Here is a 15,159-nt window from a genome sequence, read left to right as displayed (position 1 = left end):
CATGAACGAACAGCATCGCCTGGAACAGCGCAAAGTACGTTTCGACTTCGCAGACACCCCGCTGCATTGGGTGCCGAACGAGCCGGAAGCCTCGCATATCATGAACAGCCTGCACCTGATCCTGCCGGCCGGCGAGTTCTGGTTCTGCCGGGTCTACAACAAGGCCCTGGCGCTGGTCACGGACCCGCAGTTGCGCGAGGACGTGCAGGGCTTCGTCAAGCAGGAGGCGCAGCACGCCCGCGCCCACGACAGCGCGCTGACGCCCTACCTGCTGCGCCACGGCATCGACCCGACGCCCTTTACCAAGCGGATTCACTGGTTGTTCGACCGGGCGCTGTGCGACTTCCCCCTGGGCGACAACGCCATCAGCCGCGCCCTGCAACCCTGGTGGCTGCGCCAGCGGGTCGGCCTGATCGCCGCGGTGGAGCACTTCACCTGCGTGCTGGGCGACTGGATCATCACCACCCGTGGCCTGGATAACGCCGACCCGGTGATGCTCGACCTGCTGCGCTGGCACGGGGCCGAGGAAGTCGAGCACCGCAGCGTGGCCCATGACCTGCACGTGCATATCGGCGGCAGCCTGCTGATGCGCTGGGTCTATATGCTGATTGCCACACCGGCACTGATCTTCCTGTTCAGCACGGCGATGAAGACCATGATGCGCCAGGACCCGGTCACCCGTTACCGCCCCGGTTTCCTCAACCTCTGGTATCACCTGGGGCAACGCGGCCTGATGCCACGTATGGGCCATGTCGGTCGCTCGGTACTGCGCTACTTCAACCCCGGTTACCACCCACGTAGCGAAGGCGATATCCGCGTGGCATTGGATTACCTGGCCAGTTCGCCGGCGGCGCAACGCGCCGCCGCGGAAAAGGCCCAGGTCAGCGCCTGACAGATGCGGCCTACTCGGCCGCCTCTTCGTCCAACACCATCACCCCGGCCGCCCGTTCGAGCAACTCGGCGGGCAGGCTCTTGCTGGCGCGAGCGCCGAGCAGCTTGAGGTTCTCCACCCGGCTAACGATATTGCCGCGGCCGTCACAGAGCTTGTTGCGCGCCCCGGCATAGGCCTTGTCCAGTTGCTGCAGGCGCGTGCCCACCTCGTCCAGGTCCTGGATAAAGGCGACGAACTTGTCGTACAGCGCCCCGGCGCGTTCGGCAATCTCGCGGGCATTCTGGCTCTGCCGCTCCTGCCGCCACAGGCTGTCGATCACCCGCAGGGTGGCCAGCAGGGTGGTGGGGCTGACGATGACGATATGCTGATCGAAGGCCTCCTGAAACAGCCCGGGGTCGGCCTGCAACGCCGCAGCGAAGGCCGCCTCGATCGGCACGAACAGCAGCACGAAATCCAGACTGTGCAGCCCCTCCAGGCGCTGGTAGTCCTTCAGCGACAAGCCCTTCAGATGGCTGCGCAGCGACAGCACATGCTGCTTCAACGCCTGCTGTCGGCTGGCGTCGTCTTCGGCGGCAATAAACTGCTGGTAGGCAGTCAGGCTGACCTTGGCGTCGACCACCACCTGCTTGTCGCCGGGCAGCTGGATCAATACATCGGGCTGGAAGCGCTCGCCGTCGGCGCTCTTCAGGCTGACCTGGGTCTGGTACTCGCGGCCCTTCTCCAGGCCGGCATGCTCCAACACCCGTTCGAGCACCAGTTCGCCCCAGTTGCCCTGGGTCTTCTGGCCCTTGAGGGCACGGGTCAGGTTGGTCGCTTCATCGCCCAGACGCTGGTTGAGCTGCTGCAGGCGCTCCAGCTCCTTGCCCAGGGAAAAACGCTCGCGGGCCTCCTGCTGGTAGCTTTCCTCGACGCGTTTCTCGAAGGACTGAATGCGCTCCTTGAGCGGGTCGAGCAACTGGCCGAGCTGCTGCTGGCTGGTCTCGGTAAAACGCTGCTCGCGCTCATCGAAGATCTTCCCGGCCAGCTCGGCGAACTGCGCGCGCAGTTCATCGCGCGAACCCTGCAGGTCACTCAGGCGCTGCTGATGGCTGTCCTGTTGCTCCTTGAGTTCGGCGGCCAGGGCGGCGCGTTGGGCATCCAGGCGGCGGATTTCGCCTTCCTGCTGTTCACGCTGGCTGTACCAGGCCTGGGCGGCCTCGCGGGCGATCTGCCGCTCATGCTGGAGCAACTCGGTTTCGCGGCGCAGCGCGGCCAGTTCGGCCTGCTGATCGGCCTTGATCTCGCTGATCTCGGCGACTTCTTCGCGGCAATCATCCAGTTGCGCGGCCAGCCCGGCCTGGGCCAGTTGCGCATGGCTCAGACGTTCCTGCAGCAAGCCGAATTCCAGCTGCTGACTGGCCAGCCGGCGCTGCAGCGACCAAGCGATATAAAGAAGAGGAACAGCCGCCGCGGCAAAGCCGAGCAGCGCCGGTGCCAGCGCGGTGGACAGATCGATTGGCATAAGCAGCTCCGCAAAAAAGTACTGGCAGTATAACCAGTACGCCTGGGGCTTGCTGCCTTGCGTCAGAGCTGTTTAAGCAGCTTCCTGGCCTCGGCCGAGCCCTGGCCGGCCGCCAGTTCAAGCCAGTGGCGGGCCTGTTGCGGTTCGCTGCTGCGCGGCCGGCTGAGCAATTCGCCCAGCTCGAGCTGGGCGCGCATGTCGCCGGCGCGCGCGGCCTGGCGCAGCAACTCCAGGCCGATGCGGCGGTCGCGCGGGTTGCCGCAGTCGCGGCAGAGCAATTGCCCCAGACGACTCTGGGCCTGCACCACACCCTGCATGGCAGGCTGCTTGAGCAAACCGCCGGCAAAGCGCTTGACGCTGGTGGCGTGGCCCAGGCGCGGGCTGTCGAGCAGCCAGAGGGCGACACGCATCGGCAGGCGAGCGGCGGTGGAAGAATGTTCCGCGGATAAACGAGGCAGTGCGCGAGGCATAAGAAGCAGCGGTAGCGGGAAAGGCGCGCCACTCTACTCCTTTTTTCGCCAAGGTAAAGCCTTGCCGGACGCTGTTTCAGGCATCCCTGCGGCGATGCCCCAAAGGGCCTGACCAACCTGCCCTGACGCCATTGGCCAGCCGCCGGCCCGACGCTGCAAGGAAGCCGCCAGGCAGGCCGCCAACTGCCTGGCGGCCATTCAGATGGAGCCCGAGTGCCGGCTCGGGTTAATCCACAGAAGCTGTGGATAACTTCGTGGATAACATGGGCGCAAGCGCCCTCATCGCCTATGCCACGGGGCCCGAAGTCAAACTGGCGATTTTTTCACCAGTAAAAAAAGTTCATATTTTTCATTGACTTAAAAAAGTAACACGAAGAATCAAGGGTTTACGTCGATCACGAAATGTACATTGACAAGACGCCTCGCAAATGTGCACAAGTCTGCGCCGCCGTGCCTGCGCGCGCCCTTTTTCGGGGCAACAACAGCCGTAAAGGCCCGACCTAGGCAGGCAAAGGCAGTTGTCCGTCACGCAGGAAAATGGCCTGGCGAAACACCCGCGGCTTATCCGGCACCTGGGCACTCTTGAAGGCGACATAGTCGGCCGTGGTTTCGCACAACCAGCTCAGCAGGTTGCGCGGCCGCTTCTCCGCCAGCGCCTGGGGCACGAACAGAGCCACATTGTTGCCACCCAGCGGGCAGCGGGCGGAGCGGTACTCGAACGCCTCGACCCCGGCCTCGCGCATGGCCGCCCCCAGCGCCTGGGTGCTCTGGTAGGCAGCGGCATGGCACAGCTCGGCCTGGAATGTGGCGAAGGGCGGGTGCTGCAACTGGATGCCGCACTCGACCTGATAACGCGCCTCGAAGGTGCAGTGCTCGGAAAGGATGCGCCCACTGGGCGGCGGCGTGGCCATGCCCTGCCACAGCAGAAAGCGGTAGTAGGCCGCCTCGGCCATCGCCGTGTCGATGCGTAGCGCACCATAGAACAGGCTGGGCTCGTGCAACGTGCCGAAGCGCGAGCCCCAGCGCAGGGGGGGATAGCGAAACGGGGTTTTCAGCAGGTAATGCAGGGGTTCGGCCTGCTGCGGCAATGGCGGCTTGCTGCCTTCCAGCAACTCCTCCAGCAATGCCTGCTCGGCCAGGCTGTCCACCAGTTGCATGGTGGCGACCTGGGCCTGGCTCTCCACCAGGCGTACCAGACGCCCACGCAACGCTTTGATCTGCTCCGGGCCGTTACAGGCTTGCCAGATATCCATGGCGACCGTGTTCCTTATGCTTATTGTTATTCGGCACCAGGCCGGGTTGCAGCGCGGGCTCAGCCCTTACCGCGAATGGCATCGAGGTATTCGACCACCCGCACCAGGCCCTGTACCTGCATCATCAGCAGCAGCGGCACAGCCTGCAGATGATGGTTGTGGGTGCGCAGGAAGTGCTGCATGTCCGCCAGGTTGCCGCCAAACAGGGCGAACAGGGCGCGATAGGCGCGAATCAGCAGCAGCGCCAGCTCGCCAGTCTTGCTCTGCACCCGTAGGCCGCTGTCGGTCCAGCGCGATATCGCCGTGCGGTGCACGCCAACGATATCGGCGAGCTCTTGCTGGGTCAGGCCCAACTGCTCGCGGGTATTGAGCAATGCCTTGGCCAGTACAGCGTCGGCGTCGGCCACCGGTCGAATCAATGCGCTCATCACCGCCTCCAATGTTCGTTTGCATCAAAAATAGCACTTAATGCTGTAAATACACAGCAGAAAAAACACCCCGATTGGCAGCCCCAGGTCCATGGGTTAAGGTCTGCTGCAGAGATAGTCCTCCTCACCCTGGATCCGTGCCCATGATCAGCCGGCGTACCTGGCTGCGACTTATCATTTTGCTCAGCCTGCTGGCCCTCGCGCTCGGCAGTTACACCTACCTCAGCTGGACCCGCCTGCTCGAAAACCAGCAGATCGAGGAGCTGGACTGGCAAGGCCTGTCCCTCGATCTGGACGGCATCGCCCTGGCCCGCCTCGATGTGCGCCAGCGCCAGGCCGGGGGCAGCCTGCGGCTGCAGGTCGAGCAGCTGCGGCTGCGCTGGGCGCAACTGCGCCTGAGCCTGCCCTTCTGGCAACAGGTACAGATCGCCAGCCTCGAGCTGAGCCTGCCGCCATCCGCCGCCACTACGGCCCCCAGCGGTCCCGAGCCCAGCGTGCAACTGGAGCAGCTGGGCGCGGCGCTCGCCCTGCTACCGGGCAACCTGGATATCCAACGCTTCGCCATCGACCTGCCCTGCGCCGCGCAGCGCTGCAGCCTGCTCGGCGACTTGCAGCTGAGCAGGCCGAATACCGCCGCGGCAGGCGAACAGAGCCTGGCCTTACAGCTCAACCTGCAGCACCAACAGCACCGGCTGAACTGGACCGCCCAGTGGCAGGGCAATAATGACGCCGTGACGCTGCAGCTGGCCCTGGCGGTCGACCAGTCGCCACAGCTGAGCCTGCACAGCCGCCTATGGACCAGCGCCGAGGGGCAGGCATGGCAGGGCCAGCTGGCCAGCGAATCACTGAGCCAGGCCGCCGTGCTGCAAAGCTGGCTGCAGCAATGGTTGCCCCTCGCCCAACGGGACGGGCTGCAAGCCCCGACGGCGGCCAAGCTGCTGGCCGACTGGCAGCTGCAGCTCGGCCCCGGGCCGCTACGCCTGAGTCAGCTGCTGCAGGCCAGCGGGCAGATCAGCGCCAGCGCCAACCTGCCCGAGCCCTGGCCGCTGCCCGGTATCGGCCTGCTTCAGGGTCAGTTCAACCTGGCCGCCCGCGCCCTCGACGGGCAGTGGTTCGCCGACAGCCTGGGGGCCGACCTGCAGCTCGCCCAGATCAGCAGCGAAGCGCTGCAGAGCCTGCCGGCCAACCTGCGCCCCGAGTCCCTGCACCTGCGGATAGAGCCCGCGGAAGATTTCTCGGCGCTCGCCGCCAACCTGCTCGAACGCGCCCTGCCCCTGAGCTTCAGCCTGAGTAGCCAGGGCAGCAGCAGCCTCGACCTGCAGGGCCGCCTGGCCCTGGCCAACGCCGCGCCCTGGGCACTGCAACTGGCGGACGCCAGCCTGACCTTGAACAGTCCCGGCCTGACACTTGGCGACTGGGTCATCAGCGACCTGCGCAGCAAACTGGCGCTAAGCGGCTATCTGGACGAGCAACAGCTCACCCTCGCCCTGGGCCAGGGCTCGCAGCTCAGCCTGGGGCAGCTGCAGGGTGCCGAGCTGCGCATACAGCAGCTCAAGGCCAGCAGCGACGCCCTGCACCTGAGCGCCCGTCACCAGACCGGCGCACTGCTGAACTGGCAACTGCAGGGGCCGACCCGCCTCAGCCTGCAGCAGCTGCACCAGGCCCAGCTCAAGCCCCAGGGCTGGCAATGGCAGGGCCAGCTGGCGGCGAGCGAGGCGCAGATCAAACTGGACGGCAAACTCGGCAACGACGCCGACCTGCAGCTCAGCCTGCAGGCGCAGCACAGCAGCGCCGCCGGCCTGACCCTGCAGGCACAACTGGCCGAGCTGTTTCTGCGCAGCGGCAACCCGCTGCAGCAGAGTTTCAGCGCCTGGCCGGCGCTGCTCAGCCTGAACGCTGGCCGCCTCAACGCCAAGGCCAGCCTGCACCTGGCCGCCAATGCCAGCGCCCCCAGCGGCACGCTGGAACTCAGCGGCAAAGGCCTGGCCGGCATCTATGACCGCACCGAGCTGAGCGGCCTGGACAGCCGCCTGCAGCTGCAACTGGACCCGCGCCAGGTCCAGGTCGAGCTCCAGGAGCTGCAGCTGCAGCAGGCCAACCCCGGCATTCCCCTCGGCCCGCTGCAGTTCAGCGCCAGCTACCAGGCCCCCCTGGCCACGCTCGACAAGGGCCGGTTGCAGGTGCGCCAGGCTCGGGGTGAACTGGTGGGCGGCAGCGTGCAGCTCGACCCCGGGCAGTGGAACCTGGCCGAGGGCGATTTATTGTTGCCCCTGAGGGTCCAGGGCCTGGAACTTGAGCAGCTTTTTATTCTCTACCCGACAGAGGGCTTGGCCGGTAGCGGCACCCTCGATGGCCTGTTGCCCCTGCGCATCGGCAGCGCCGGGGCGACCATCGAACAAGGGCAGCTGGCCGCCCGCCAGCCCGGCGGCCAGCTGCAGTTCCACTCCGAGCGGATTCGCGCCCTGGGCCGCAGCAACCCGGCCATGCAACTGGTGACCCAATCGCTGGAGGATTTCCGTTATGCGACCCTGAGCAGCCAGGTCAATTATGATCAGCACGGCAAGTTGCAGCTGGATATCCGCCTGGAAGGGCAGAACCCGGCCATCGAGAAAGGTCGTCCGATCCACTTCAACATCAGCCTGGAAGAGGACATCCCCACCCTGCTGGCCAGCCTGCAACTGACCGACAAGGTGAACGAGATCATCAAGCAGCGCGTCCAGCAGCGTATGCTGGAGCGCCAGACGGCCCCGCAAGAGCCATAGAGCATGCACCCTGCGCCATGCAGAGGCCGCAGGCCCTCACCAAGGAGAAGCGCCATGCGCTTACGCAGTTATTTCACCGCCCTGCTACTGGGGTTGCTCAGCACGGCCTGCACCCCCACGGTACAGCTGGCCATGCCCAACGAGCCGATCAATATCAACCTCAACGTGAAGATCGAGCACGAAATCTATATCAAGGTGGATAAAGCCCTGGACAGCATGTTCAGCGAATCCAGCGGACTTTTCTGAGGAGCCAGACCATGACCCTGTTCAAACGTTTTGCCGGCCTGTTGCTGCTGCTCAGCCTGAGCCTGCCCGCCGCCGCCCTGAACCTCAACGAGGCCATGTCCGCCCTGGGCGATGCCAAGGCCAGCGGCCAGCTCGGGGAAATGCCCAATGGCTACCTCGGCGTGGTCAAGAACGACGACCAAGCCGCAGAGATCGCTCGCCTGATCAACCAGGCGCGGCGCAGCGAATACCAGAAACTGGCGGCGCAGAACGGCATCAAGCTCAGCGATGTGGAAGCCATAGCCGGGCAGAAGGCCCTGGACAAGACCCCACCAGGGCAATACATCCAGGTCAAGGGCCAGTGGCTGCGCAAGTAGCCGCGACAGTAACCACCAGGCCCCGCCGGCATCTGCCGGCGGGGCCTTTTTCTTGGTTATGCGCCGTCACGCGCCGTATGCGATTGCCCCCTCTTCCCGCCGAGAGGGCCTGGGTCGGGCCGCATGCAGATGCGGGTAATCGAGGCCGGCATGGTCGTTGGCCTGGCCCCTTGCCCTAACACGCGCCTACAGCCTGTGCGTAACAGCTTGCGGGCAAGCCCGCTGCGACAAAAGCACCGGGCGCGGGTAACCGGCATGGCTTCTTCTAGCTGCACCCCCACCTGGCGACTCTGCTCGCTGGCCTCGCACAGCGCCTGCTGCGCCGCCACCTGAGCGCCCAGCAACTCGCGCAGGGTGCTGGCCAACTGCCGATCGTTACAGAAAATTCGCGCCTGCTGCCTGGAATCATTCATGCGAGCCAAGTCCCTTGGAAAAGGAGTGCTTTTTATACTGGCAAATGGCCGCATCAGTTGATTCAGGTCAAGCAAGCCGGCGACCCGGGGAAAAGGCCAGGCAATCGGCCGGAAAACCCGCCCGGACAGCCCCGCGGCTTGCCAGCGATAAGCGTGGCGCTGCCGTGACTCTACCCGTGACGCCATTGCGTCCGAGCAAAACCCGGGGTCAAAGCAGGTTCCAGCTGTAGTTGAAGATCAGGCGGTTTTCGTCGATATCGCTGCGGTAGTTGGAGCGCGCGGTGACGTTGCGCAAGCGCACGCCGAGGCTCTTCAGCGGGCCGCTCTGCACCGTGTAGCCGATGTCCAGATCGCGCTCGAAGTCCTTGCCCTCGTAGCGTGGGCCGCCACGGTTGGTGGCCTGGGCGTCGACGTTGTCGCCCCGGATATAACGCACCCCGGCGACCAGACCCGGCGCGCCCATGGCGCTGAAGTCGTAGTCGTAACGCAACTGCCAGGAGCGCTCGTCGGCCGAGGCGAACTCGAAGGTCGGCACCTCATTGCCCAGCGGACTGACGTTGGCGAATACCCGCGGGAAGGCGTTGTCGCCGAATATCGCCTGGTAGCCGAGATAGAAGGTGTGGCCGCCATGCCTGGCCGACAGCAGGGAAAACAAGGCCTGGTTGTCGATTGGGCCGATCAGCTGTTGGCCGTCCTCGCTGGAGTCGTAAAAACCCAGATTGGCACCCAGCACCCAGTCGCCCAGCGGTTCGCTGTGCTTGAGGCTGAGGAAACGCTGGTTGTAGATGTCCTGCAGCTGCGCATACCAGGCCCCGACCGAGGTGCGGCTGGCGTTGAAGGCATAGTCGGCACCGCCATAGTTGAAGCGCTCGCTGCTGCCGGCGCGTTGCGGCAGGTGGCCGAGCATCGCCAGCATCCTGTCGTCACCGGCCTCGTTGCGCAGGCTGGTGGAGCGCAGCTGGCCGGCCTGCAGGGTCAGCCCGTCGATTTCCTGGGAAAGGAGACTGGCCCCCTGGAAGGTCGGCGGCAGCAGGCGGATATCGGAGAAGGTCAGCACCGGCAGGTTGGGCTGCAGTTCGCCGATCTTCAGCTCGGTCTTCGACAGCCTGACCTTCAGCGCCGCGCCCAGGCGACTGTAATCATCGGCGGCCTTGCCGCTTTCCCGGGTCGGCAGCAGACCGCTGTTGACCCGATCCGCGCTGCTGTCGAGCTTGAGCCCCAGCTGGCCGATGGCATCGACACCGAAACCGACGGTGCCCGGGGTGTAGCCGGACTTGAGGTTGAGGATAAAGCCCTGGGCCCACTCCTCGGCCTTGGACTGTTTATTGGGCCCGACGATATCGGAGAAGTCGCGGCTGAAGTAGTAGTTACGCGCCTGCAACGTCGCGCTGCTGTCTTCGATAAAACCGCCCGCCTGCACCAGGGCTGGCAGGCTCAGGGCAAAGACAGCGGACAGCAGGACGGGCTTCACATTCGGATAGTGAGTCATGGTTTAGCTCTTTGTTGTTATTGAAAGTGGGCTGTTGCGCCACCCTTGCCAGGGACCAACCCGGCAACGCAAGTGGGTGGTGTGACTGTCGCCGCGCCGCCTTCGGGTCAGGCGCGGCGGCAATGCTCAGGGGCAGGAGGTGGCTAACTGACCGCCTCCTCCTCAGCCAGATTGGCGCTATGCAGCGGCGCTGTGACGGGCGCTTGGTTGCGCCGAACGCCAAGCAGCAAATGGGCGGCGAGGCCGAACACCAGTCCCCAGAAAGCCGCCGACAGGCCCAGGAAGGACATGCCCGAAGCAGTGACCAGAAAGGTGATAAGCGCCGCTTCACGGTCATCCGGCTGGGCCATGGCCCCCGCCAGCGCACCGGCAATCGCGCCGAACAGCGCCAGCCCGGCCAGGGCGGCGATCAGCTCCCTGGGGAAGGCGCTGAACAGCGACACCAGGGTCGCGCCGAACAGCCCCAGCAGCAGGTAGGCCAGGCCGCCGACTACCCCGGCGACATAGCGCAGGGCTGGGTCTTCATGGGCCTCGCGACCGGTGCAGATGGCCGCGGTAATCGCGGCCAGGTTGAGGCCGTGACAGGCGAAGGGAGCCAGCAACAGCGAACCCAGGGCGCTGCTGGTGATGATCGGGCTGGCTGGGGTCTGGTAACCGGCATTGCGCAGCACCGCCATGCCCGGTACGAACTGCCCGGTGAGGGCCACCATCACCAGCGGCAAGGCGATATTCAGGCTGGCCGACAGGCTGAATTCGGGGCTGATCCACACCGGCGTGGCCAGGCCGATCACCAAAGCGTCCTGACGCAGCTCGCCGGTGGCAAAAGCGATGCTGCAACCGACCAGCAGCACCGCCAGCACCGCATAGCGTGGCGACAGGCGCTTGGCCAACAGGTAGCTGGCGAACATCGCCAGCACCAGCCACGGCTTGCTTTGCAGCGAGACGAATAGACCGGTACCGAAGCTGAAGAGGATGCCGCCCAGCATGCCGGCGGCAATCGCCGCGGGCAGCTTGCCGATAAGCCGGTCGAAGGTGCCGCTGATACCGACCAGGAAGATGATCAGGCTGGCAACCATATAGGCACCGACCGCCTCGTTCAGGCTGATCTGCGGCAGCAGCGAAACCAGCAGCGCCGAGCCCGGTGCCGACCAGGCGATGATGATCGGCACGCGGTAACGCAGGCTGAGGACGATACCCAGCACCGCGCTGCCGATGGAAATCGCCCAGACCCAGGACGACAGCACGGCATGCGACATACCCGCGCTCTCGGCCGCCTGGAAGATGATCACCAGGGGCCCGGCATAGGAAATCACCGTGGCGATAAAACCGGCCACCACGGCGGACAGGGAAAAATCGTTGATCAAGGCTTTCATAGGGCCTCGCAAGGTATGGATGGCGCTCCTCGGGGAGCGCTCTCGTTGTGCGGTGAACCGAGGTACAAGGCGACCCTCACCCCAGCCCTCTCCCGGAGGGAGAGGGAGCCAAAGCGAACCGCGGCGTGGTCAGGCCCCCTGCAGCGCGCGCGGACGCTTGCTGCGCTGTTCGGCCTGGGCGGCAGGAGCTTTCCGCAGCTGGAAGTCGAACTGCAGTTCGGCGAAGCGGCTGCCTTGCACGCCCCGGTCACGGGCGGCTGCGGCGTCCTCGACGAACCGGATGTCGCCGACCAGGCCATCGCGGGTGGCGTAGGCGAAGTCGTCCCACAGGTACTGCTCGCCGGCCAGGTTGATCTGGGTGGTCAGGTGGCGATGGCCGGGGGCGGAGATAAAGAAGTGGATATGCGCCGGACGCTGGCCGTGGCGGCCGAGCAGGTCCAGGCATTCCTGGGTCGGGCCGTCCGGGGCGCAGCCGTAGCCGTTGGGCACGATGCTGCGGGCGCGGTAGCGGCCCTCACTGTCGGTGACGATGCGCCGACGCAGGTTGTAGTCCGACTGGCTCTTGTCGAAATAGGAGTAGTTGCCCTGGGTGTTGGCATGCCACAGGTCGACCACCGCGCCGGCTACCGGCTGGCCCTGGGTGTCGCGCACCACGCCTTCGAGGAACATCACGGTGGCGCTGTCCAGCTCGCTGCCGTCGTCCATCCGCGCTTCGCCTTCGGCCAGCGGCGCGCCGGCGACATACAGTGGGCCTTCGATGGTGCGCGGGGTGCCGCCGCTCAGGCCTGCCTGGGCATCCTTGGCGTCCTGCAGCAGGTCGAGGAAGTGCTCCAGGCCCAGGCCCGGCACCAGCAGGCCGGCCTCGTTGCGCCCGCCCAGGCGGTTGAGGTAGTCCACCGCGTGCCAGAATTCGTCGTCGCTGATTTCCAGGTCCTCAATGATCCGGGCGGCGTCGTTGATAAGGCGCAGCATGATCTGCTTGACCCGCGGGCTGCCCTGGTCGTTGTTGAGGCCCGCGGCTTCGTTGAACAGGTTCTGGATTTCGGCGGTGTGGCTAACTTTAACGGTCATGGGGAGTTACCTCGATTTGTTGTAGGAGCAATCAACGGTCGTCTTCACGGATCGACGAGGGGTGCCGGCAGACGCCGTCGATCTCGATATCCATGTAGGGAAACAGCGGCAGCTGCAGCAGGGTGTCGTGCAGCGCCTCGACGCTGTCCAGGTCGAACAGGCTGTAGTTGGCGTAGTGCCCGGCAATGCGCCACAGGTGACGCCACTTGCCCTCGCCCATCAGACGCTGGGCCAGTTCCTTCTCGTCCGCCTTGAGCTGGGCGGCCTTGGCCGGGTCCATATCCAGCGGCAGTTTTACGGTCATCTTTACGTGGAACAGCATGAGGGTTTCCTCTCAGGTCACTTGCGGGCGAAGAACGCCAGGCGCTCTTCGTCCAGGCTCAGGCCGAGGCCCGGGGTACGCGGCACGTGCAGCTGGAAGTCGCGGTACTGCGGTGCCTCCTGAACGATTTCTTCGGTCAACAGCAGCGGGCCGAACAGCTCGGTGCCCCAGGTCAGCTTGTTCAAGGTGAGGAAGGTATGGGCCGAGGCCAGGGTGCCGATCGAGCCTTCGAGCATGGTCCCGCCGTACAGGGCGATACCGGCGCTTTCTGCGATCGCCGCAGTACGCAGCACGGCACGCGGGCCACCGTTCTTGGCGATCTTCAGGGCGAACACCGATGCAGCACCGTCGGCGGCCAGGCTGAAGGCGTCCTCCACGCTTTCGATGGATTCATCGGCCATGATCGGCGCAGGGCTGCGCTGATTGAGGCGCACCTGCCCTGCCCGGTTGATCCGCGCAATCGGCTGTTCGATCAGGTCGATACCGTTGTCGCCGAGCACCTGGCAGGCACGCAGGGCCTGGGATTCGTCCCAGGCCTGGTTGACGTCAACGCGCACGCTGGCGCTGTCGCCCAGGGCGCGCTTGATCGCGATGACGTGCTTGAGGTCCTGGCTGACCTCGCCCGCGCCGATCTTCAGCTTGAAGATGCGGTGACGGCGAATGCCCAGCATGTCCTCGGCCTCGGCGATGTCCTTGGCGGTATCGCCACTGGCCAGGGTCCAGGCCACTTCCAGGCTGTCGCGCACCCGTCCGCCGAGCAGCTCGCTGACCGGCAGGCCGAGGCGCTTGCCCTGGGCATCGAGCAGCGCGCTTTCCAGGCCGGACTTGGCGAAGGTGTTGCCCTTGGCGGCCTTGTCCAGACGCTGCATGGCGGCATTGATATTGGCCGCGTCCTGACCGATCAGCAGCGGCGCGAGGTGGCTGTCGATGTTCTGCTTGATGCTCTCCGGACTCTCGTTGCCGTAGGCCAGGCCACCGATGGTGGTGGCTTCGCCAAGGCCTTCGATGCCGTCCGCGCAACGCAGGCGGATGACTACCAGGGTCTGCTGCTGCAGGGTGTGCATCGCCAGCCTGTGCGGGCGGATGGTCGGCAGGTCGACGATGATCGCCGACACGCTTTCGATCAGGGTTTGGCTCATTTCAATCTTCCAGTCAGTCCCCCTCGCCCACCTGTGGGAGAGGGGTCGGGGGTGAGGGCTAAAGGCTCAGGCCTTGGCACCGCTCAGCAGCATGGCTGAGCTCTGCCGGCGCTTGGCGCTGATGGCGAACACCGTCATGGCGATGGCGGCGATGGCACCGGGTACGGCGAAGGCCAGGAAGTTCAGTTGCAGCGGCAGGTTGATGCCCATCAGCGCGCCGCCCAGCAGCGGGCCGACGATGGCACCGTTGCGGCCGATGCCCGAGGCCCAGCCCAGGCCCGTGGAGCGGATCGACAGGCCGTAGAACTGCGCAGCCCCGGCGTACAACAGAATCTGTGTGCCGATGGTGGTGGCACCCGCGACGAAGATCAGCAGGTACAGCAGCGGCGTCGGGCTCTTGAAGCCCAGCAGGCTGATCGACGCGGCGGCGGCAACGAAGAAGGCCACCATCACCTTGCTCAGGTTAAAGCGGTCGCCCAGCCAGCCGCCGAGAATGGCACCGGCCATGCCGCCGAAGTTCAGCGCCAGCAGGAACGACAGGCTCGAACCCAGGCTGTAGCCGGCGTTGGCCATCAGCTTCGGCAGCCAGGAACTCAGCGCGTAGACCATCAGCAGGCAGCAGAAGAACGCCAGCCACAGGCACAGGGTGCGCAACGCGCGGCCGTCGCGGAACAGCTCGAACACCGCCACGCCCTTGCCTTTGCTATCGCTCATATGCAGTTGGTCGGCCGCGTCGATGTGCAGGTCCGGCTGGATCTTCTGCAGCACCGCGCGGGCCTGCTCGTGACGGCCCTGGCGCAGCAGAAAGCCCACCGATTCCGGCAGTTTCCACAGAATCAGCGGCAACAGCAGCAGCGGCACGGCGGCGGCGAAGAACATCGCCTCCCAGCCGAAGCGCGGCAGCATATAGATGCCGACACCAGCGGCGAGCATGCCGCCTACCGAGTAGCCGCTGAACATGATGGCCACCAGGGTGCTGCGCAGGCGCTTGGGCGCGTACTCGTTCATCAGCGCCACGGCGTTGGGCATCAGGCCGCCGCAGCCGAGACCGGCGAGAAAACGGCAGATGCCGAACTCGGTGGGGTTGCTGGCGAAGCCGTTGATGATGGTCGCGCTGCTGAACAGGGCGAAGCAGATGGCGATGCCCTTCTTGCGCCCGATCCTGTCGGCCAGGGTGCCGAAGGCCAGCGCGCCGAACATCATGCCGAACAGCGCATAGCTGCCCAGAGCGCCGGCCTGCAGTGGGGTCAGCCCCCACTCCTGCATGATCGATGGCAGTACCACGCCGTAGATAAACAGGTCGTAGCCGTCGAAGATCAGCAGCAAGGCGCAGAGCGCCATGACCATCCAGTGGAAGCGCGAGAAGCGCGCGTTATCGATGATCTGGTGAACGTCTATCTGTCGCATGGCATCGGTTCTCTCTTTTGTTTTTGTTGTGAAAAGC

At 65.3% G+C, this 15,159-nt stretch carries 14 protein-coding genes; 4 read left to right on the top strand and 10 right to left on the bottom strand.

All coding sequences use genetic code 11. The annotated features are described in order from the left end of the window. The first annotated feature begins 1 nt into the window (after position 1). Positions 2–892 carry a metal-dependent hydrolase gene (locus AACY13_RS20725; RefSeq protein WP_339463471.1) on the top strand — a complete coding sequence of 297 codons (891 nt, stop codon included), beginning with the start codon at positions 2–4 and terminating at the stop codon, positions 890–892. Positions 893–902: 10 nt separating this feature from the next. On the opposite strand, the gene rmuC is transcribed toward AACY13_RS20725, so the two are convergent. The 4 genes from rmuC to AACY13_RS20705 all read right to left on the bottom strand — a co-directional run bounded on the left by rmuC (position 903) and on the right by AACY13_RS20705 (position 4,544). Continuing rightward, positions 903–2,267, bottom strand: a complete 1,365-nt coding sequence (gene rmuC / locus AACY13_RS20720) for a DNA recombination protein RmuC (protein WP_339463618.1) — start codon at positions 2,265–2,267, stop codon at positions 903–905. 188 nt (positions 2,268–2,455) lie between these two features. After that, positions 2,456–2,803: a tetratricopeptide repeat protein gene (locus tag AACY13_RS20715; protein ID WP_339463470.1), complete on the bottom strand. Its 348-nt coding sequence runs from the start codon at positions 2,801–2,803 to the stop codon at positions 2,456–2,458. Between the two features lie 560 nt (positions 2,804–3,363). Continuing rightward, on the bottom strand, positions 3,364–4,116 hold the full coding sequence (locus AACY13_RS20710) for an RES family NAD+ phosphorylase (protein WP_339463469.1): 753 nt from the start codon (positions 4,114–4,116) through the stop codon (positions 3,364–3,366). A 59-nt stretch (positions 4,117–4,175) separates the two neighbouring features. Further along, a complete protein-coding gene (locus tag AACY13_RS20705; protein WP_339463468.1) occupies positions 4,176–4,544 on the bottom strand; it encodes an MbcA/ParS/Xre antitoxin family protein in 369 nt (122 codons plus the stop codon). Positions 4,545–4,687: 143 nt separating this feature from the next. Between AACY13_RS20705 and AACY13_RS20700 the strand changes: the two genes are divergently transcribed. From AACY13_RS20700 to AACY13_RS20690, 3 genes are read left to right on the top strand one after another with little or no spacing between them, the layout of a single operon-like run. Then, the gene (locus tag AACY13_RS20700; protein ID WP_339463467.1) at positions 4,688–7,306 is read left to right on the top strand and encodes a YdbH domain-containing protein; all 2,619 of its coding nucleotides are present in this window, start codon (positions 4,688–4,690) and stop codon (positions 7,304–7,306) included. A gap of 54 nt (positions 7,307–7,360) precedes the next feature. Beyond that, complete coding sequence (locus AACY13_RS20695) at positions 7,361–7,552, top strand: YnbE family lipoprotein (RefSeq protein ID WP_339463466.1); 192 nt, start codon at positions 7,361–7,363, stop codon at positions 7,550–7,552. 11 nt (positions 7,553–7,563) lie between these two features. Continuing rightward, positions 7,564–7,908, top strand: coding sequence for a YdbL family protein (locus AACY13_RS20690; RefSeq protein WP_339463465.1), 345 nt, complete (start codon positions 7,564–7,566; stop codon positions 7,906–7,908). Positions 7,909–8,529: 621 nt separating this feature from the next. On the opposite strand, the gene AACY13_RS20685 is transcribed toward AACY13_RS20690, so the two are convergent. From AACY13_RS20685 to AACY13_RS20660, 6 genes are all read right to left on the bottom strand, one after another. Continuing rightward, a complete protein-coding gene (locus tag AACY13_RS20685) occupies positions 8,530–9,810 on the bottom strand; it encodes an OprD family porin (protein WP_339463464.1) in 1,281 nt (426 codons plus the stop codon). A 143-nt stretch (positions 9,811–9,953) separates the two neighbouring features. Further along, positions 9,954–11,183, bottom strand: a complete 1,230-nt coding sequence (locus tag AACY13_RS20680; protein ID WP_339463463.1) for a benzoate/H(+) symporter BenE family transporter — start codon at positions 11,181–11,183, stop codon at positions 9,954–9,956. 129 nt (positions 11,184–11,312) lie between these two features. Next, positions 11,313–12,254 (bottom strand): catechol 1,2-dioxygenase, encoded by a 942-nt coding sequence (catA, locus tag AACY13_RS20675; protein ID WP_339463462.1) that lies wholly within the window; start codon positions 12,252–12,254, stop codon positions 11,313–11,315. A 31-nt stretch (positions 12,255–12,285) separates the two neighbouring features. Continuing rightward, positions 12,286–12,576 carry a muconolactone Delta-isomerase gene (gene catC / locus AACY13_RS20670; RefSeq protein ID WP_339463461.1) on the bottom strand — a complete coding sequence of 97 codons (291 nt, stop codon included), beginning with the start codon at positions 12,574–12,576 and terminating at the stop codon, positions 12,286–12,288. A 17-nt stretch (positions 12,577–12,593) separates the two neighbouring features. Then, complete coding sequence (locus tag AACY13_RS20665; protein ID WP_339463460.1) at positions 12,594–13,715, bottom strand: muconate cycloisomerase family protein; 1,122 nt, start codon at positions 13,713–13,715, stop codon at positions 12,594–12,596. 66 nt (positions 13,716–13,781) lie between these two features. Further along, positions 13,782–15,122 (bottom strand): MFS transporter, encoded by a 1,341-nt coding sequence (locus tag AACY13_RS20660; RefSeq protein ID WP_339463459.1) that lies wholly within the window; start codon positions 15,120–15,122, stop codon positions 13,782–13,784. Positions 15,123–15,159: the final 37 nt, after the last annotated feature.

Source organism: Pseudomonas sp. EA_105y_Pfl2_R69 (assembly GCF_963970915.1).
In the GTDB taxonomy this organism is placed as follows: domain Bacteria; phylum Pseudomonadota; class Gammaproteobacteria; order Pseudomonadales; family Pseudomonadaceae; genus Aquipseudomonas.
This window is presented reverse-complemented; position numbering and strand designations above follow the sequence as displayed.

Bases quoted from the DNA above. Each gene is read 5' to 3' on its own strand.
- AACY13_RS20700 (WP_339463467.1), top strand. From the start codon at position 4,688: ATGATCAGCCGGCGTACCTGGCTGCGACTTATCATTTTGCTCAGCCTG.
- catC (WP_339463461.1), bottom strand. From the start codon at position 12,576: ATGCTGTTCCACGTAAAGATGACCGTAAAACTGCCGCTGGATATGGAC.
- catA (WP_339463462.1), bottom strand. From the start codon at position 12,254: ATGACCGTTAAAGTTAGCCACACCGCCGAAATCCAGAACCTGTTCAAC.
- AACY13_RS20690 (WP_339463465.1), top strand. From the start codon at position 7,564: ATGACCCTGTTCAAACGTTTTGCCGGCCTGTTGCTGCTGCTCAGCCTG.
- AACY13_RS20665 (WP_339463460.1), bottom strand. From the start codon at position 13,715: ATGAGCCAAACCCTGATCGAAAGCGTGTCGGCGATCATCGTCGACCTG.
- AACY13_RS20725 (WP_339463471.1), top strand. From the start codon at position 2: ATGAACGAACAGCATCGCCTGGAACAGCGCAAAGTACGTTTCGACTTC.
- AACY13_RS20715 (WP_339463470.1), bottom strand. From the start codon at position 2,803: ATGCGTGTCGCCCTCTGGCTGCTCGACAGCCCGCGCCTGGGCCACGCC.
- AACY13_RS20680 (WP_339463463.1), bottom strand. From the start codon at position 11,183: ATGAAAGCCTTGATCAACGATTTTTCCCTGTCCGCCGTGGTGGCCGGT.
- AACY13_RS20705 (WP_339463468.1), bottom strand. From the start codon at position 4,544: ATGAGCGCATTGATTCGACCGGTGGCCGACGCCGACGCTGTACTGGCC.
- AACY13_RS20710 (WP_339463469.1), bottom strand. From the start codon at position 4,116: ATGGATATCTGGCAAGCCTGTAACGGCCCGGAGCAGATCAAAGCGTTG.
- AACY13_RS20660 (WP_339463459.1), bottom strand. From the start codon at position 15,122: ATGCGACAGATAGACGTTCACCAGATCATCGATAACGCGCGCTTCTCG.
- AACY13_RS20685 (WP_339463464.1), bottom strand. From the start codon at position 9,810: ATGACTCACTATCCGAATGTGAAGCCCGTCCTGCTGTCCGCTGTCTTT.
- AACY13_RS20695 (WP_339463466.1), top strand. From the start codon at position 7,361: ATGCGCTTACGCAGTTATTTCACCGCCCTGCTACTGGGGTTGCTCAGC.